Origin of the sequence: Streptomyces sp. Ru62 (genome assembly GCF_002920615.1) — a bacterium.
GTDB lineage: Bacteria > Actinomycetota > Actinomycetes > Streptomycetales > Streptomycetaceae > Streptomyces.
This window is the reverse complement of sequence record NZ_PQSU01000038.1, coordinates 1-17,162: the sequence shown is the minus strand read 5'-3', so window position 1 is coordinate 17,162 and position 17,162 is coordinate 1. Positions and strand designations below refer to the sequence as shown.

Genomic DNA, 17,162 nt, shown 5'->3' with positions numbered 1-17,162 from the left:
TGACGCTATTCACATCCGAACATCCGATCAAGCAGAGGAACCAGTAATGAGCACAGTCAGCACGCCGGACGGCACCGTCATCTTCTACAAGGACTGGGGCCCTCGGGACGCCCAGCCGATCGTCTTCCACCACGGCTGGCCGCTCAGCTCGGACGACTGGGACGCCCAGTTGCTGTTCTTCCTCTCCAAGGGGTACCGGGTCATCGCCCACGACCGCCGCGGGCACGGGCGATCCAGCCAGCCCTCGACCGGCCACGACATGGACACCTACGTCGCCGACGTCAACGTGCTGACCGACCACCTGGACCTGCAGGGAGCGGTGCACGTCGGGCACTCCACCGGCGGCGGCGAGGTCGCGCGCTATGTGGCGCAGGCCAAGCCCGGCCGGGTCTCCAAGGCGGTACTCGTCTCTGCCGTCCCCCCGGTCATGGTGAAGAAGGACAGCAACCCCGAAGGCACTCCGATCGAGGTCTTCGACGGATTCCGTGCCGCGCTCGCCGCCAACCGGGCCCAGTTCTTCATCGATGTCCCGGCCGGCCCCTTCTACGGCTTCAACCGGCCCGGGGCCCAGGTGTCCCAGGGACTCATCGACCGGTGGTGGTGGCAGGGCATGATGGGCGCGACGAACGCCCACTACGCATGCATCAAGGCGTTCTCGGAGACCGACTTCACCGAGGACCTGAAGAAGATCGACGTCCCCGTCCTCGTGATGCACGGGACGGACGACCAGGTCGTGCCGTACGCCGACTCGGCCCCGAAGTCCGTTGAGCTGCTCAAGGACGGCACGCTCAAGAGCTACGAGGGTTACCCCCACGGCATGCTGTCGACGCACCCTGAGGCGCTCAACGCCGACATCCTGGCCTTCGTGGAGGGTTAAGGCGCACCGCCCGCCTCTGCCGGGCGACAGCGAGAACCTGATAGCGACACACCATCCCCCGGCAACGCCCATGCGGCCCGTCAGTAGGTGTTTTTGATCCTTGGTCGTGCGGTGGGTACGGCTGGATGACCTGGGTTGTGGGGGTTGGCGGGACGGCTCGGCGGTACTGCCGGGAGTGCGGTGATCCGCTGCCGCAGACGATGGCGGCGGAGGCGGTGTTCTGCTCGGGTCGGTGCAGGTCACGGCAGTGGCGGAGGCTTCAGCAGACCCGCCAGCGGGTGGCTGCGATACAGCGGGGTGAGCAGGCGGATTGCCCGGTTTGCGGGCGGTCGTGGACGGTGGGGGTGGAGCGGTCGAGGGCGGCAGTGTACTGCTCGAACCGTTGCCGGGTGCGGGTCTGCCGCCAGCGGCGGGCATCACGGAACGGCGTTACGGAAAACGCCATAGCCGAACGCCTCGCGTGAATCTCCAACACCCCTGGTTTTGCAGGGTTGTTTGGAGCGATTGGCGAGCGCTTCGAGCGCCCCTGGCTCACGCCCTGCCCCGGCGTGTCGCGCGCGCGTCGCGGTGGATGGTGACCGGGGCCGGCGCCCCTTTGACCGGTCACGTCGTGGTGGCCGGGCCGGACCCGGGCGAGGCGGTGGTCTTCATGACCGACGCGCTGGCGAAGGAGGCCGCCCCGGCCTGACCTGGGCCGCTACTCGTCGACGCCGTCTCTCCCCCGGTGTCCGGCGGGAGGCGCAGCGTCCGACGTGTGTGGTCAGCCGCGGCGGCGGAACAGCCCGCGGAGCTTGCCCGTCTCCTGGTCGTCCTCCGGCTCCCGGCGGCGCGGCGGCCTGGAGACGGGCAGCTCCGGCGGCGGCTTCCTCGCGGGCGACATCATCGGCGTGGCAGGTGCCGCACACGGACACGTCCCCGGCCTTCCAGGCAGTCCGGCGCGCGGTGGTCTCCTCCCAGCGCTGGTCGGTGAACTTCTGCCCGCACCGCTTGCACACCGGCCGCCGCGCCTCCCGCTCAGCGGCACGGCGCCGCTTGTCCTCCACGTCGGCCTGCGCGTACTGGCGGCGGTAGAGGGCGTCGCCGTCGGGGTTGTCGAGCGCGTCGGCCAGGGTCTGTTCGTCCTCGCGCCCCAGGCGCCGCCACACCGCCGCATCCGCGCCGTGCTTCTTCAGCTGCTCCAGGGTGGTGACGACGACCGGCACGGCCTGGCTGCAGTCCTTCGCCGTGATCGCCTTTCGGTAGAGGGTCTGGTACCGGCGCGGAGCCCAGTAGCGGCTGCCGGCCTCCTCCAGCACGGCGACCGTGTTGGCGGCCTTCGCCTCGGTGGTGTCGGCGAACACGAACGCGAGTGGCACCAGGCCCTCCCGGTGGGTCGGCGGGTAGACCCGCCGCCACAGCCGTTTCTCGTGACCGACATCCTCGATCGCGTCCGGCTGGGAGCGGACCAGGTTCACGGTGTGCTTGTCCGCGTCCGGTGCCAGCAGCCGGCCCCACTCCCAATACCGGCGCAGCTTGGCGACCAGGTCGTCGGCGTCCTCGGCGCGGCGGTCGATCTCCAGCAGCATCACCGGCACCCCGGCCTCCCGCGCCCGCACCACCAGATCCGCCCGCTGGACGTACCCGTTGCCAAGCCGGTGAGGAATCTCGGTGGCGAAGCCGAGCCGGTACCCGATCCCCACGTGGTGGAGTTCGGCGGCCGTCGAGGTGACCGCCGCGGAGTGGTCGTCGTAGCTGGCGCCGAGCAGCTCCCCGGTAACCGGGTCGTACTTCTCCTCACGCAGCGCCGAGACCCGTATGCCCTTCGGCTCCAGCAGCTTCTTCGCCTCGCCGTGGCCTCGCTGGGTCAGCACCCACACCGGCCGCTGGTCCTCCCGGACCAGTTCGATCCTCACCAGGTGGTGGTCCTGAAGATCCAGGAGGGTGTCCCGCGTGAGCTTGTCGTGCCGGTTGTCCGGACGGATCAGCTTCCACAACTGATCGGGCGTCGCCCTCTGGAAGATCCCCAGCGCTTGCAGCAGCTCCCACCGCCGGGGCTCTGTCGAATTCTTCCTGTGAGCAGGATGCCTTTGGACATGAGGGTTGTCGGACCTGCGACGGCCCCCTGTCCGGTCCGGTCAAGGGGCTGCTCGGGCTCGTCTGCGGTGCTCGCCACAGGGTGCTCCCAGAAGGTGGGGCGGGCCCATCCCGCCGTTCACCTCATACAGGTGCGGTCTTCGGCTCTCGTGTGACGCCGGCCCTTGAAGAACCTCTCCGTCGTGACCGCATCGTGATCAACCTGAGGGGGGAGAGCTCTCCCCCGTCGGCGCCGGACTCTGTCCACAGGGCCACGATCCGAGCATCGGTTGTCGAGGCTGCCGCGATCAGCGGGGCGGCCCGTACGTTGAGGAGCCGGCATGCCCGACACCACGCCGCTCGCCCCGATGACCCCGCACGAGGCCATCAGTGCCTTCAGCTACCTGCGGGCCGTCCAGGCGGATGACGTCGACGCCGCCCGCGAGTTCGCCGGCGCCGAACCGCGGATGCCCGAGCCGCTCGTCGACGCCGCGACGCGGATCGTCGTCCCGGTCACCGCCCTGCCCGGCCTGGCCGCAGGCGAGCCGTGCGCGGACACCTTCGCCCTGGAGGCCCTCGGGCGCGTCTTCGTGACCTCGCCGAGGATCTGGCGCAGGCCGGACCGGACACGGCTGAGGGCATCGCCCGCGCCGTCATCGACTTCGCGAAGCAGTTCCTCACCGAGGACCACGAGGACATCGCCGACACCCTGCGCCAACTGGAGGCCGTCGGCGTGGGCCAGGCTCTCGATGCGCACCCCGCACCAGCCGGTGCGCACCCGGTGCGCCTCACTGCCGTGTAGGGCGCACCGAGTTGGGCGGCGGTGGCGGGCCTCGGCCCGCCACCGCCTGAAGGGCACCACGTGATCGACTACGGCACCGTTCCCTCAGCTCGTTGTCAGGGCAGCGGTGCCGTTGTCTGCGGACAGGCGCGGCCCAAAATGCATCTGTTCACCGTTGTACCGGCTCCTGGATCCGCTGAGGTACGGCAGACCTGGCTGGGGCGTTCTGGTCGGGGTCGGGAGGAAGGTCTTGGTCCGCGGAGCGTGCGGGGGAGGGTGTCGGAGACGTCCGGCTTGTTCGCGGCTGCTTCGATCAGCTCGGTGATCCGGTCGGCGAAGTCCGGTCCGGGCAGGGGGATGTCGGAGTAGGGTTCGCGCAGCCATCCCGCGGTGACCGCTGTGGAGACGTAGGCCATGAGTTCGGTGACCGCAGCGGGGACGGACGGTGTGTTTGGCGAAGTGGCGCAGGACGCGAAGAAGGGTGGTGGTGGAGGTACTGGTGACCGGGTGCGTGGCGGGGTGCCACCTGACTGTCGGCCGGCGCTCCTGATGCCCGCTGCGGGCGTTGGTCTCGGGCGGGGGCTTGAGGTCGTCGGTCTGTTCGTGCCACCACTGGGCAGTTCCTTGCTCCCCCTGGGCGAGGTGGTGCAGGTAGAGGCAGTAGGCCGCGGCAGGCTGGCCCGCGCCGACGGCGAACTGCCACCACATCCGGGCACCCGGTGGGAGCGCCTGCGCACTCGAGGGGCGGAGCCGAGCGGCAGCGTGCCGCCTACCGCCACCGCTCCAGCCTGCCCGACGTCGTCGACCACGTCATCGCCGCCACTTGCCCCTCGCAGGTGCCCTGAACAGCGCCAGCGGGCGTGCCCACGGGGCAGGCCCGGCCACGGTGAAGCCCGGAGAATGCGCTTCGGGGGCGCGGGCGTGAGCGCCCCGTGCAGGTGGTCCGCCCGAGAAGGGGGCTGATGAATCCGGCGGGCTGCACGGGAGCGACACCGATGTCCACGAGGACCGTGTCTGCCGAGCGAAGCCGCCTGGCGCGCTGGGGCGCCAAGCAGCACGGTGACCTGGTCTACTCCCGGAAGACTTCGACCCGCTGCAGCTCGACGTCCGAGTTGGGGCGGTCCTGCGTGGCGGGAACGTCGGCGATCGCGTGGACGACGTCCTGGCCGCTGACGACCTGGCCGAAGATGGTGTGCTTGCGGTTCAGGTGGGGGCCGGTCCCTCGGTGATGTACCACTGGGAGCCGTTGGTTGCGGGGCCGGAGTTGGCCATGGCCAGCACGCCGGCGCCGCTGTGGTGCAGTTCGGGGTGGAACTCGTCGGGGAACGTGTAGCCCGGGCCGCCTGTTCCCCAGCGTGAGGCCGTGTCCTTCGTGCGGGTGAGGGGGTCTCCGCCCTGGATCATGAAGCCGGGGATGACCCGGTGGAAGAGCGTGCCGTCGTACAGCGGCGTGCCCTTCATCGACTCACCCGAGACAGGATCGTTCCAGTCGATGGTGCCCGTCGCCAGGCCGACGAAGTTCTTGACCGTGCTGGGGGCCCGGTATTCCTCGAGGCGGACCACGATCTCGCCGAGAGAGGTGGTCATGCGGGCATGGAGCTGTCCGCTTCCAGGCACGTCGATGCTGGGGAACTCCACAGTCGCAGGTCCTTCCGGGTCAGGTGGGCAGCATGCCCACAGCGTGCGTGCCGGCGATACCCATGTGGTGCGGGCATCGCCGAGTTGAACGGTACCCGCAAGATCAACCAGGGGCGGTGCCCGTATGTCACCGACACCCAACCCCGCCTCACGCGACCTGGCGGGGCCGGCCCGGCAGCCGGGTTTCCAGGGCGGGCGGGCGCTGCCGGCCCCCGGCCGGCAGCGGCACAGTGGTCGCGGTTCAGGAGAAGACGACGGAGCGCAGGAGCAGGCGGTCGGATGCGCCTGCTCCTGGGGGCAGGGTGTAGTAGGTGTCGCCTTCGCAGTCGGCGTTGAGGAAGACGATGGCGGTGGCGTCCGTGCGGTTCTTGGGTGCCCGGCTGGTCGAGCCTGGTTCGGAGGCCGGTCCTTGCAGGTTGATGCACTGGCCGCTGGGAGGGTCGTTCAGGAAGCCGACGGCTTCGTAGCCGTCGGTGGTGGTGTAGGTGTAGCGGAACTGACCGGTTGCGGCAGAGGCTGAGCCGGGCACCGCCAGAAGCAAGGCGAAAGCACTGCAGGCAGCACCGAGGGCCGCCGTGAAGGAACGAGCAGATACTGGGATCTCTCCTCGTCGGATGCTCATGCGGTCAGTGCCAGCGATGCCCCCGAACGCAGCGAGATAGACGCTTTGTCCCCCGGACGGGGAAGCCGAATCGTTCCCCCTCGCTCAAGTGGCCAACAAGAAGCTGCTGACGGCCCGCCGCGCGGCTCCCGGTGGAAGGAGCAGACCGACGTCCCGCGCTGCTGTCGGCACTTACGTCATCTGAAGCCCAGTCAAGAGCTTCGCCGTGAGTCAGGTGCGTTCGCCTCTCACCTGTCCGCTCCCTCCTCGCGGTCGGCCTGAATCGGCATCCAGCAGTAGATGTCGAGTAACTGGCTACGAAGGTGTGGTCCATCGGATTCATGCGGGCGTGTCGCTTGCAGATGCCAACGGCATGGTGCTCGTCTCCGGCGCCGGTCAGCGTCTGCTTCGGCCTGTGTCTGCCGGAACACGGGTTCATGCGACCAAGGGGAGAAATCATGGCCAACGAGCTGCGCTACGGTGACCGGATCCACCTGCAGAACCTCTTCCAGGGCGACGGCGGGCTACCTCGACGTCAACGGCGGCGCCAGCGCCGGCCAGCAGAACAGCGGCGTCATTCACGACGTCTCCACGGCCTGGGGCCAGGACCGGGACAGCAACAGCAGCCGCTGGCAGATCTTCGACGTCACCGCCTCCCCCAGGACGGACTCGTCCGCATCAACGACACCGTCCAGCTGTGGAACACCTACGCCAACCGCGGCGGCTTTCTGGAGACCAACGGCTCCAGCTCCGCCGGCGGCGCCCGCTACGACGTCGACACCAACACCTACTCCAACCGCGGCAACACCAGCGTCACCTTCTGGACGATCCTGCCCGCCACCTGACCCAACGCGCACAGGACACGGCCACGCACACACGGCACGGCGGCACAGACATCCCACGTCGACCTGCCACAGCCGGTGTGGGCTCGGCCGTACCCGCAGCCCGGGTACCTGACACCGGCAGGCAGGGTGCGCCCGGCGCGCGCCCTGCCTTCCATGTCCGTGGCGGGGCAGCCGTCGCGCTCTACGCACCGGCCGTCCCGCAACCGGAAGGAAATGCCGAGCCGGGGGACAAGGCTTCCGCACCCGGCTCGGTGGTGCAGTTCGAGCTGGGCACGACACAGGGTGTAAACCGGCAACCTTGATGCTCAGGTCCGGACGCCGCAGGCTCGTTCGGCGTCGCAGGACGGGCGTCAGTCGACCAGAAGGCCGGCGCTGCCGGCTCGCCGTGCTGGCGGAGCAGGCCACCCCGGCCTGACCCGGCCGGCGTGTCAACGCTTCGCGAAAAGTGACCCTCTGGCGGTCTCCGAAAATCGACCCCTGGTTGTGTAAGGCTCCGGTCCAGGTCCGGAGACGTTGATCGTCAGCGGCGGATGCCAGAATCCGTGACATGCCAGACGCCGACTACTTCTCTGCCGCCGATGATGAGTCCGCCGTTGCGGTGATCGAGGCTGGCGGGCCGGTCCGTGCAGGGCTGGACGTGATCTTCCTCAAGGACATCGATCCGGTCGATGCCATCGCGCAGGTCGAAGCAGTGATGACCGGCTGCAGTTATGAAGAGGCAAGCCAGCGCCCGAGGGTGGGACAGCTGCTGTCCTCTGAGGACGTCGACAGCCCGTTCGTGCTGACCGTGTCGGACACGTTGTGCGATGTCCTGGTCTCCGCCTCAGGGGATGACCTTGCGGCCGCGGCCGCGGCTTGGTCTGCGGCCGGTGGGGTCCTCGGACTCGATGCGGCGACGGCAGCGGTGGTCGTGAAGGCCCTGGCTGGCCTGGCCAGGCGGGCTCGCGCTGCGGGCCTCCATCTTTATTGCTGGTGGACGCTGTGACGGCTCACTCCCGTCCGGCCCGGTCCTCGGCCAGCAGCTCGTGTCGGGCCCGGGTCCGGTAGGAGTCGCCGGTGAGCGTGAGGACCGCGGCGTGGTGGGCCAGGCGGTCGATCATCCCGGCCGCGACCACGTCGTCCGAGAAGGTCTCTCCCCAGCGCCCGAAGAGCAGGTTCGAGGTCACCGTCACGCAGCCCCGGCTCCGCCACCGCGCTGAGTGACTTACGCAACCGCGATGGGCGGGTTGTGTGTGGCCGGGTTTCGGGGGTAGCCGCACGCCTTGGCCGGTGTTGCTCAGGACGAGGGTGACGGTGTGAGGCCAGTAGTGCAGGAGAACGAGGATCAGCCGCTGGCCCGCCGTCCCCTGCTGTCCGCGGTCGCCCTGGAGCTGGAGGGCGGGGAGCGGATCGGTGAGGCCCGGGACGCGGCCCGCCGTTTCATGAGCGACGTGCAGGCCATACACGGGATCTCGGTGTCGGAACGTGCCATGAGCCTGGCGGAACTGGTGGCCAGTGAGCTGGTGACCAACGCGCACAAGTACGCGCCCGGCCCGTGCCTGCTGGATCTGGAGGTCAGCGACGGCGCCGTGGAGATCAGCGTCTGGGACAGCGATCCGGCCCTGCCGGTGCCCCAGGAAGCCGATCCCAACCGGGTCGGCAAACACGGCCTGGAGATCGTGATGGCCGTGTGCCGCAGCTTCGAGTCCGCCGCGAGCCGGTGGGCAAGCGCGTCAAAGCCACCATCGTGCTGGCCGACGATCCCGGCGGGCACCCGGCAGGCCGGCTGATGTAACCCGCCCGGTTACCCAGCTGGGTCCCAACCGGCGGTGCTCCAACCTCCGTGCGGTGATGCCGTGGTGCTACGGCACGGGCGCGGCGGCCCCAGCCGCAACCGGCTGAGCGGTGCCCCGGTCCCCGTCCGTGGCCGCGCCGCCCACCCCACCCGTCCCTTCTCCTTCACTCCGGCCAGGGACATGGGCGAAAGCGGCCGCAACACGACCGGCCCGCGTAGTGACCTGCGCGGACACCGGGACAGCCGTCCGGCCGCGCAACAGCAGGCGCAACCCCAGTCGCAACAGATGGCGCAACCGATAGGCGCACCCCTTGTCGCAACCTCGTGCTCCTGGTCGACCAAGGCGTCCGGTCAGGCGGCCTGGACGGCTCCCCGGGCGCGGGCCAGTTGCCGCAGCTCGGAGCGCGCCGCCGACACCGAGGGGATGGTCTCCCAGTAGGGGTGCCACCACAGCCGCACGGACAGGAGCAGCAGGCGGCGGCGCAGGGCGGTGGTGTCGCGCGGGCGGGATGCGGCGAGCGCCTGGTAGGTGGCGTTACAGGCGGCTTGCGTCTGCACCAGGTCGTCGGGGAAGTCGGTCACGTCCATACCGGCACTAGACTAGATCGTTTGTTTGAATTTTCTGGCATCTCGGGCGCGCCGCAGCCCTCCAACCAGCCGAGGTCGGGGCTGCGCGCCGTGCGAGTGCAGGCGTGGCCCGCCTCCTGGTGGGGCGGCGGCCGACTGGATGGCCGACGCGCTCGGCACGCCGAACGTGCTCGGCGAGAGGGCGAACGTGATGGCCTTCCTGATCCGGCGGTTCGTCGACAGCGGTCTACTGGTCGACGTGAGCACGAGCTGGACGAGACGCTGCACTACCCCGGACAGGTCGCGGAGATCTGCGCGCGAAAGGACCTGGCGGACCTGGTCGCCGCCGACAGCCCACTGGGTGGGCTGCTCCCTTTGGAGGTGCCCGGTTCCCGGGAGGAAGCTGGGTGGGAGGCACGGTCGCGTCCCCGCCCCTGGCCGGCCGAGGGGACCGACTCCCGCGGGACCTCCCGCGGCCACGGCCCACGTATCGAGGAGGCTGATGAGATGACAGGTACGGTCGACGCTATCGTCGTCGGTTCCGGTGTGAACGGCCTGGTCGCTGCCGCCGAGCTGGCCAAGGGCGGCTGGTCGGTTGTGCTGGTCGAAGGGAGCCGTCGGCTGGGCGGCTTCATCGCCACCGAGGAGCGGACCCTGCCCGGCTACCTGCACGACACCTACTCCTCGTGGCACCCGCTGTTCGTGTCCGGCCGGGCCTATGCCGCGCTCGGCGAGGACCTGCACCGCCACGGTCTGGAGTACCGCAACACCGATGGCCTCGTGACGGGCACCGTCACCGACGACGGCCGCGTGGTCCTCGCCCACCGCGACCCCGCGGCCACGGCGGAGACGTTCGGTCACGCGGAGGACCGGGCCGCCTACCTCGCCATGCTGCAGCGGTTCCTCGACAACATCGACGCCGTGGGCGGCATCCTGGGCGAAGAGCTGCGCTCGCCGCGCGTGCTCCGCCACATCGTGAGACTGCTGCGCCGCGAGCGCTTCAGCGGTACCGAGGCATGGCTGCGGGCCACCGTCATCAGCGGCCGCTCGTATTGCCGCAGCGCGTTCCGCGGCGACGAGCCGGATGCGCTGTGGGCGCCCTGGCTGCTGCACGCCGGGCTGTCCCCGGACCACGCCTCCGGCGGCCTGATGCTGCCTGCCCTCGCCGCCACGCTGCACGGTTTCGGCGTCCCTGTCGTGGCGGGCGGCGCCCACGTCTTCGTCCACGCCTTCGAGAGGCTGCTCGGCGAGCTGGGGGCGGACATCCGCACCGGGCAGCCGGTCGAGCGGCTCCTCCTCACGGACGGCAGGGTCACGGGCGTGGTCACCGACGGCGGGACCATCCGGGCCCGCCACGCCGTCCTGGCCTCCGTGACCCCGACCGCGCTGTACGGCCGGCTGCTGCCGCCGGATGCCCCGGTCCCGCCCGCTGTCCGCGACCGGGCCCGGCACTACCGCTACGGACGCTCCGCGATGCAGCTCCACGTCGCCCTCTCCGCCCCGCTCCGCTGGCACGACGAGCGCCTGGCCGGCGTACCCCTGCTCCACCTGAGCGACGGGTCGGCGAGCACCGCGATCGCGTGCGCGGAGGCCGAGGCGGGCCTGCTGCCGCGCAGGCCCACGGTGGTCGTCGGCCAGCAGTACGTCCTCGACCCGCCGCGCGTGCCGGAAGGCGCGGCCGCCCTGTGGATCCAGCTCCAGGAACTGCCGTACGAGCCGGTCGGCGACGCGGCCGGCGAGCTGGACGCGGCAGGACGCTGGACCAGGGAGCTGACCGAGGGATACGTCCGCCGGGTTCTCGAACGCATCGCCCGCCACGCGCCGGATCTGCCGGACAAGGTGCTCGCCTGGGACGCCGTCACACCGCCCGACCTGGCCGCGTACAACCCGAACGCGGTGGCCGGCGACCCCTACGGCGGCTCGGCCGAACTCGACCAGAACCTGCTGTGGCGCCCGGTGCCCGGCGCCTCCCGGCACGCCACGCCCGTGCCCGGCCTGTGGCACATCGGCGCCTCCACCCACCCCGGCCCCGGCCTCGGCGGCGGCTCGGGACACCTCGTGGCACAGCGGCTCCTCCGCGGCACGCGCCGCAGCAACCACCGCTGACCCAGCACCGGCGGATGAGGCGAGCACGCGGCCACCGCGTTGTCCTAACAAGACCCGGTTCGGCCGGTGCTCTGGGGAGCCCGCCACCGAGACGTCTCTCGTTTTTACAAGGAACACGGTCAGACCGGCGATGTATGCGCCACTTCCCGTCATGTTCACCACTGGGGCCCAGCCGAGGGCACGCCTTGGGGTCACCCAGCCTTGCATCAGAGGGGTCCGCCCCGTGTGAGGCCGTTGTCCTTCACGAAGCGCTCGAACTCCTCGATGAGGCGGAGCGATGAGGCCTGCATGGCGGCTCGGGTCATGCCCGCGACGTGCGGGGACAGGGTGCAGTGTGGATTGTCGGCGAGCACTGAGGAGAAGCGCGCTCCCTCGGATTCGAAGACGTCGACTGCGGCCCACCGGGGTCCGGAAGCGGGGTCCCGAAGCGCTCGGTCGAGGGCTTCCTCGCATACGACCCTCGCCCGCGCCGTGTTGATCAGGACCGCGTGCGGCCGCATCAGACGCAGCTCCGCCGCCCCGATAAGGCCTTCGGTCTCGGACGACGTCGGCACGTGCACCGAGACTACATCGCAGCCGACGAGCAGCTCTGCCAGGGACTCCACCCTGTGGCCCGGCCAGCCAGCCGCCCGCTCCCGGGTGAACCGCGGCGACCCGAAGACCCACACCTCGGCGCCGAACGCGCGTACCAGCTCTGCGGTGCGCCGAGCGATGGCCCCAGAACCCACCAACCCCACCCGCGCGCCGTCGAGGCTCCCGGCCGGCAGGTTCTCTACCGCAGAGCTCCACGAACCTGTGCGCAGGTCCCGGTCGCGTCGTGCGACTCCGCGCAGCGCGTCGAGCATGAGCGAGACGGTCAGTTCCGCCACGGCGGCCGCGTTCGCGCCCGGCGTCGTGCGAATCGCGACTCCCAGGTCCTGCGCGGCTGCGACATCAAATGTGTCGAATCCGGCAGCCGCCCGCCCCACCAGGACGAGGCGGCGCTGCAAGCCTTCTGCGGTTGCCCGCTCCAGCACGTTCCCGGTGAGCGGAATGCCTGCCCGGCACTTGAGCGCCTGGTAACCGTGACCTCCGTCCTCCAACTGGCGGACCAGTTCCTCCTCGGAGAAGCCGTTGAAGTCCACGATGTCCCAGTCCGCCTCAATCCGGGCGCGCAGCACGGGGTCGGTCACGCGTCGAAGGTTGACCGTCGGCAGCAGGCCCAGGTTCCCAAGGGCGGTGAGCTCCGTCAGGGCCTGCTCGCCCAAGGCTGGGTCCACGACGAGAACCCGACAGGGCGCGGGGCGGCCGGGCGTCATGCTCACACGCTCCTCCCCGCTGCCTCAGGCTCAGCGACCGTGGTGAAGGCCGGTACCCGAGATCGTCGCGTCCGAGCCCCTCGCTCTGAAAGTCACGCATCTGCCGTGCCGACGTGTTCGGGCCGACGACCGACCCCTTGACGAAAGCCATCTCCACCTGACTGGCCGGAGTGGTCACCGCCCTCGGCTACGGCACGACGGGGCTCTCGGTCGGGCAGCGGGTGTTCGGCATCGCCGACTGGCACCGCGACGGAACCCTCGCCCAGTACGTGGCGATCGAAGCACGCAACCTCGCACCGCTGCCCGGCGACGTCGACTTCACGGTAGTCGCGTCCCTGCCCATCTCCGGCCTGACCGCGTGGCAGGGGCTGTTCCAGCACGGCCGCCCCCAGGCCGGCCAGACCGTCCTCGCCCACGGCGCGGCCGGGGCGGTCGGCACGATGGTTACCCAGCTCGCACGGGAAGCGGGCGCCTACGTCATCGGCACCGGACGCGCAGCCGACCGCGAGAAGGCACTCGACTTCGGCGCGCACGAGTTCGTCGACCTCGAAAACGACACGCTGAAAGACGTCGGCAGCGTCGACCTGGTCTTCGACGTCATCGGCGGCGACGTGCAAGAGCAGTCCGCCGCCCTGATCAAGGCCGGAGGAACCCTGGGGTCCGTCGTCGGCCCGGCCGAAGCACGGCCCGCTGACGGCCTGGCCATCGACTTCGTCGTCGAAGCCGACCGCGCCCAGCTCGGTGAGATCGTGCAGCGGGTGCGCGACGGACGGCTGCGGACCAACATCGGTCACGTCGCCAGCCTCGACGACGCCATCGGCGCCCTCAACCCGACCACGCGACGCCGCGGCAAGACGATCATCCGCGTCCTGCCGTAGATGGCCGTGTCGGAGATCAGGACCATGTCCCGCCGGTCGGTCGGTGGCCGTCCCCTGCCGGCCACCGACCGGCGCCAAGGCCCCGAAACGACACACGCCAGGCACTCGAACCGACCCAGGAGTTGATCACCTTGGACGGACAGGAACTGCAGAAGATCGCGCGCGATCTCGTGGTGAGCGGTGGTTTCGGTTGCTCGGGGCTGGTTGGGCATGGCGGAAACCCGACGCGCGGGCGGGATCCTCCCAGGGTTCTTCGGGTAATGGGTGGAGGGACGGCGCCGTTGTTCTGGTGGCCGGCGGTGGCAGGACCCGTGAGGGGGACGAAAACGCTGATCAGACCGGAGGTCCCGGAGTACTGCCGTTGGATACCGATCGACGTCACACCCCTCTTCAGGAAACCGGTGTCATACCCCATGAGTACGGCGTCTGTGGCACCGATGATCTCGACGACAAGCCCTGGACATCGTCGCGGACCACGGTCTCCTCCCACTCGGAGTAGCTGAGCAGGCGCTGCATACCGTCCGGACTGAGCTGACCGACCTGCACGGCCGGCGTCCATCCGTTCTCCCTCTCCTCTCCGGCGGCACCAGCAGGCCGTCCATACAAAGCTCGAACACGGTTCGACGTGCAAAACGTCCCGCGAGCCGGACACGCAACACTGCTATGTACTCGGACACCGCCTAAGCCTCTGGCGGCGCCGCCCGATCCGCTTCGGCGGCGGGGAGTGCGTCACCTGTTGTGGCGGTGCTCCTGATCGTTGCGTGCGGTGACGGCCGAACCCGTTCCGGCACCGCGACCGAGCAGCGTGGTCTTCAGCACCGCCTTGAGTGCCTTGGGGGGCCGACCAGCATCCCGAGCCGCTGGACAAGTCCTACGTCGACCATGCCGACTACCCAGGGCTCAGGTCGCCTCAACGCGCCGACCGTCGGGCTTCGTCACTGGGGAACCGCGGCCGATAGCTGCGGGAGGCTGCGTGGACCTTGCGGAGGCCGAGGAACCCGAGGACGACCGCGGTCAGGATGGCCGTGGCGACAGCGACCAAGGTCCGCAGTGTGGCCCCGGCGCCGGCGGCCTCGCAGACCACCGCGGCCAGCACGCCGGTGACGACGGAGTTGATGACGCCGACGACAACAGGTGAGCCGGACAGCCAGTGCGTCACTCCGATATGGCGGCGGAAGCTGTAGGTCGTCCAGATCCCTGGCGGGTCGTCGTGGTGGCTCGCGATGAAGTACGGCTCAAGCTCCGGTGCGAGCTCGACGTATGCGTGCCGCAGCCGGTTCATGCCGACGATCAGCCAGGTGTCCTCCATGTCCGCCTCGATCAGTCGGAAGTACGTCCCGAACCCGACGAGCAGGACAACTGGCAGTACCAGCAACGCGAACGTCGTGAACGCGGACCGAACTGGGTCGCGTTGGCGTGTGCCAGGATCACCGGCATGTCTGAGCCAGAGACGACGAGCCCCGAACACGCTGGGCGGACCGGCCAGCTGTCGGTCGTGGCCACCGCCACCGACGGCATCCGCGTGCTGACCCTGGCCGGAGAGATCGACCACCACACCGGCGACACCCTCCGCCAAGCCCTGTACATCTCCCACACGCCCCGCCCCCGCGTCGTGGTCGACATGCGCCAGGTCACCTTCATGGACTCCAGCGGCATCAACATCTTCATCGCCGCCCACCAAGCCCTCAGCGAAGCCGGCGGCTGGTTGCGCCTGGCCGCCATCGGCGAATCCGTGATGCGCATCATCAGCCTCGTCGGCGTCGACGCCGTCATCGACTGCCGCGAGACCCTCCGCCAAGCCCTCACCAACTGACCGACCCCCGGCCCTCTCGAGTACTCCATACTGGCGGGATGGACGCCAAGACCGAGCTGTTTCATGCCGTTCCTGCCGAGGTGCGGCCCTACCTGACGGAGCTCGTACGCCGCACGCGCGCGGTGTGCGGCTCCCGGCTGACAGGAGTGGTCGCGGTCGGTTCCCTCGCGCTCGGCGACTACCGGCATGGCCGCAGTGACATCGACGTCACGGTCCTCGTAGAGGGCCCGCTTGAGGCCGCGACCCTGCGGGCACTGGCCGACGCTCTCGATCACCGGCGGCTGCCGTGCCCGGCGGCTGGGCTGGAACTGGTCGTCTACGCGGCGGACTTCGCCCGTGTCCCGTCCGGGCAGGCCGGCTACCTGCTGGATCTCAACACTGGCTCTCAGCTGCCGGGCCGGACCGCCTTCGACACGGCCGGGGGACCGTCGTTCTGGTACGTCATCGACCGCTCCGTGGCCCATCAGCACGGGATTACGCTCTACGGGCCGCCCGCATCGCAGGTGATCGCGGCGCCCCGGCCGACGGACCTGTACACCGCGATCCGGGCCTCGGTGCACGAGCACAGCGACGGTGAGGGGCATCTCGCCGACAACCGGGTCCTCAACGGCTGCCGCTCCGTGGTCTACTGCCGCACCGGACGCTGGGTCGCCAAACGCGACGCGGCCGGGCAAGTCGCCGCCGCGGAGGAGGACTTCCGTCCGCTGATCGAGGCCGCGGTCCGCAGCTTCGAACGGCCTCGCGCCGCCGCGCTGTCCCTGCCCGGTCCGCAGGTCCGGGCGTTTCTCGGCTGGGTGCGAGCCCTCGTCGACGAGAACGCCGCGGCGGTCGGCGCCTGACAGGGCATTGCCGCGGTGGACGACCAAGAGACCGCGGTATGCCTTGACCTCATGAGGCGCGCAGTTTCCCGCGTACTCTCCGGGCCGCTTCGGGGTGTGGATGCCCCAGCCTTCCCGTGCCATCTTCGAGCGTGCAGGGGTCTCGGAGTCCGGCACCGTCTCCCGGCAGCTCGAAGCTCATACGAGGTAGGGGAACCCCGAACGTGATGCTTGGGGCAGGGGGTGCTGGCCGCAGCGCCGGCTACTGCTTCCTGGCGAAGTTGCCGGTGTCGTTCTCGGTGAGGGTGGCGAGTTTGACCAGGCGTTTCAGCTTGGCGCGGGTGCCTTCGATGTTCTTGGGCAGCAGTTCGTGGCCGAGGATCTGGCAGACGTCGCGGGCTCGGAGGGGGCCGGTGGCCTCGTTGAAGACGGCGAGGATGCGGGGGTGGTCCGGGTGCTCGGGCAGCTCCGGCGCGGATACGGGGAGCCGGTCGGAAAGGCCGGTGACGGTCTTGCGGGTGATCGCGAGGTGCTCGATGTGTGTCTCAGCCTCTCGCAGCCGTGTCTGCAGGGTGTCGATCTGCGCGCGCAGGTCGTCGGCCAGGGCCCGGGCGGCGTCCTCCTGGAGGTCCAGTGCGTCCAGGAGGGGGCGGATGTTCATGCGCTCGCTGCCTCTTCGCGCCAGGTGAGGGCGTTCGCGCCGGTGAGCCGGCGGATCATGACGTGGGACATCGCCCAGTAGACGCGGGAGGCGGACGAGGCGGTGCGGTGCTCGTAGTCACGGACCAGGCGCCGGTGCAGTATCAGGATCCCGTAGGTCTGCTCGACCCTCCACCGCTTCGGATGCGGCAGGAATCGGCGGTGCCCGGGGTCGCGTTCGACGATCTCGACGTCGACGCCCAGGCCGGCGCCGTGTTCTACGACCTGATGTTTGAAGCCCTGGTCGACCAAGGCTTTGCGGACAGTGTCGCCGGTGTGCCCGGCTGGGGTACGGCTTCCGTTCACTCACCCCGCCAACCCCAGCAGACCCCGCACCACGGACCCGTGGGTTCCACCCACACCCCACACCATCAGGCGATCACAGAACGACCCAAAGACTCACGAACCGCCCTCT

General features: G+C 69.8%; 14 protein-coding genes and 4 pseudogenes. 9 read left to right on the top strand and 9 right to left on the bottom strand.

Annotated elements, in window-relative coordinates; translation table 11 throughout:
- Positions 1-46: 46 nt before the first annotated feature.
- Positions 47-877, top strand: coding sequence for an alpha/beta fold hydrolase (locus tag C3492_RS36730; RefSeq protein WP_103816960.1), 831 nt, complete (start codon positions 47-49; stop codon positions 875-877).
- Between the two features lie 647 nt (positions 878-1,524).
- Here C3492_RS36730 and C3492_RS36725 read toward each other — a convergent pair.
- Positions 1,525-2,850 carry a hypothetical protein gene (locus C3492_RS36725; protein ID WP_258056112.1) on the bottom strand — a complete coding sequence of 442 codons (1,326 nt, stop codon included), beginning with the start codon at positions 2,848-2,850 and terminating at the stop codon, positions 1,525-1,527.
- 626 nt (positions 2,851-3,476) lie between these two features.
- On the opposite strand from C3492_RS36725, the gene C3492_RS46320 reads away from it, so the two are divergent.
- Positions 3,477-3,731: a hypothetical protein gene (locus C3492_RS46320; RefSeq protein WP_258056111.1), complete on the top strand. Its 255-nt coding sequence runs from the start codon at positions 3,477-3,479 to the stop codon at positions 3,729-3,731.
- A 1,048-nt stretch (positions 3,732-4,779) separates the two neighbouring features.
- Here the strand turns inward: C3492_RS46320 and C3492_RS36715 are convergent.
- Positions 4,780-5,297, bottom strand: a pseudogene (locus C3492_RS36715) (peptidylprolyl isomerase).
- Positions 5,298-5,589: 292 nt separating this feature from the next.
- Positions 5,590-5,877, bottom strand: a complete 288-nt coding sequence (locus tag C3492_RS36710) for a hypothetical protein (protein WP_103816959.1) — start codon at positions 5,875-5,877, stop codon at positions 5,590-5,592.
- A 530-nt stretch (positions 5,878-6,407) separates the two neighbouring features.
- Here C3492_RS36710 and C3492_RS36705 point away from each other — a divergent pair.
- Positions 6,408-6,794 (top strand): hypothetical protein, encoded by a 387-nt coding sequence (locus tag C3492_RS36705; protein WP_103816958.1) that lies wholly within the window; start codon positions 6,408-6,410, stop codon positions 6,792-6,794.
- Between the two features lie 547 nt (positions 6,795-7,341).
- A complete protein-coding gene (locus C3492_RS36700; RefSeq protein WP_103816957.1) occupies positions 7,342-7,779 on the top strand; it encodes a hypothetical protein in 438 nt (145 codons plus the stop codon).
- A gap of 4 nt (positions 7,780-7,783) precedes the next feature.
- Here the strand turns inward: C3492_RS36700 and C3492_RS45220 are convergent, their stop codons facing one another.
- Positions 7,784-7,966, bottom strand: a complete 183-nt coding sequence (locus C3492_RS45220; RefSeq protein WP_308461176.1) for an ATP-binding protein — start codon at positions 7,964-7,966, stop codon at positions 7,784-7,786.
- Between the two features lie 159 nt (positions 7,967-8,125).
- On the opposite strand from C3492_RS45220, the pseudogene C3492_RS36690 reads away from it, so the two are divergent.
- Positions 8,126-8,568 (top strand): annotated as a pseudogene (locus C3492_RS36690) (ATP-binding protein).
- Positions 8,569-8,919: 351 nt separating this feature from the next.
- Here C3492_RS36690 and C3492_RS36685 read toward each other — a convergent pair.
- Positions 8,920-9,156, bottom strand: a complete 237-nt coding sequence (locus tag C3492_RS36685) for a hypothetical protein (RefSeq protein ID WP_103816956.1) — start codon at positions 9,154-9,156, stop codon at positions 8,920-8,922.
- A gap of 486 nt (positions 9,157-9,642) precedes the next feature.
- Between C3492_RS36685 and C3492_RS36675 the strand changes: the two genes are divergently transcribed.
- The gene (locus C3492_RS36675) at positions 9,643-11,241 is read left to right on the top strand and encodes an NAD(P)/FAD-dependent oxidoreductase (RefSeq protein WP_103817009.1); all 1,599 of its coding nucleotides are present in this window, start codon (positions 9,643-9,645) and stop codon (positions 11,239-11,241) included.
- A gap of 206 nt (positions 11,242-11,447) precedes the next feature.
- On the opposite strand, the gene C3492_RS36670 is transcribed toward C3492_RS36675, so the two are convergent.
- Positions 11,448-12,539 (bottom strand): D-isomer specific 2-hydroxyacid dehydrogenase family protein, encoded by a 1,092-nt coding sequence (locus C3492_RS36670; RefSeq protein ID WP_258056129.1) that lies wholly within the window; start codon positions 12,537-12,539, stop codon positions 11,448-11,450.
- 161 nt (positions 12,540-12,700) lie between these two features.
- On the opposite strand from C3492_RS36670, the pseudogene C3492_RS36665 reads away from it, so the two are divergent.
- A pseudogene (locus C3492_RS36665) lies at positions 12,701-13,417 on the top strand (NADP-dependent oxidoreductase); the annotation flags it as partial.
- A 910-nt stretch (positions 13,418-14,327) separates the two neighbouring features.
- On the opposite strand, the gene C3492_RS36660 reads toward C3492_RS36665, so the two are convergent.
- Positions 14,328-14,792 carry a hypothetical protein gene (locus C3492_RS36660; protein ID WP_103816954.1) on the bottom strand — a complete coding sequence of 155 codons (465 nt, stop codon included), beginning with the start codon at positions 14,790-14,792 and terminating at the stop codon, positions 14,328-14,330.
- Between the two features lie 60 nt (positions 14,793-14,852).
- Here C3492_RS36660 and C3492_RS36655 point away from each other — a divergent pair, with 60 nt between their 5' ends.
- Positions 14,853-15,230, top strand: coding sequence for an STAS domain-containing protein (locus C3492_RS36655; RefSeq protein ID WP_103816953.1), 378 nt, complete (start codon positions 14,853-14,855; stop codon positions 15,228-15,230).
- A 38-nt stretch (positions 15,231-15,268) separates the two neighbouring features.
- Positions 15,269-16,069: an aminoglycoside adenylyltransferase domain-containing protein gene (locus C3492_RS36650; protein WP_103816952.1), complete on the top strand. Its 801-nt coding sequence runs from the start codon at positions 15,269-15,271 to the stop codon at positions 16,067-16,069.
- Between the two features lie 241 nt (positions 16,070-16,310).
- Here the strand turns inward: C3492_RS36650 and C3492_RS36645 are convergent, their stop codons facing one another.
- Both C3492_RS36645 and C3492_RS36640 read right to left on the bottom strand, forming a co-directional pair.
- Entirely contained in the window at positions 16,311-16,709 is a 399-nt protein-coding gene (locus C3492_RS36645; RefSeq protein WP_103816951.1) for a hypothetical protein, read from the bottom strand.
- Positions 16,706-17,020 (bottom strand): annotated as a pseudogene (locus C3492_RS36640) (IS5/IS1182 family transposase); the annotation flags it as partial. The pseudogene C3492_RS36640 and the gene C3492_RS36645, both read right to left, overlap by 4 nt.
- Between the last annotated feature and the right edge of the window lie 142 nt (positions 17,021-17,162).

Coding starts and splice junctions, on each gene's coding strand:
- C3492_RS36670 (WP_258056129.1), bottom strand. CDS start 12,539: ATGACGCCCGGCCGCCCCGCGCCCTGTCGGGTTCTCGTCGTGGACCCA.
- C3492_RS36645 (WP_103816951.1), bottom strand. CDS start 16,709: ATGAACATCCGCCCCCTCCTGGACGCACTGGACCTCCAGGAGGACGCC.
- C3492_RS36705 (WP_103816958.1), top strand. CDS start 6,408: ATGGCCAACGAGCTGCGCTACGGTGACCGGATCCACCTGCAGAACCTC.
- C3492_RS36700 (WP_103816957.1), top strand. CDS start 7,342: ATGCCAGACGCCGACTACTTCTCTGCCGCCGATGATGAGTCCGCCGTT.
- C3492_RS36730 (WP_103816960.1), top strand. CDS start 47: ATGAGCACAGTCAGCACGCCGGACGGCACCGTCATCTTCTACAAGGAC.
- C3492_RS36675 (WP_103817009.1), top strand. CDS start 9,643: ATGACAGGTACGGTCGACGCTATCGTCGTCGGTTCCGGTGTGAACGGC.
- C3492_RS36650 (WP_103816952.1), top strand. CDS start 15,269: ATGGACGCCAAGACCGAGCTGTTTCATGCCGTTCCTGCCGAGGTGCGG.
- C3492_RS36655 (WP_103816953.1), top strand. CDS start 14,853: ATGTCTGAGCCAGAGACGACGAGCCCCGAACACGCTGGGCGGACCGGC.
- C3492_RS36685 (WP_103816956.1), bottom strand. CDS start 9,156: ATGGACGTGACCGACTTCCCCGACGACCTGGTGCAGACGCAAGCCGCC.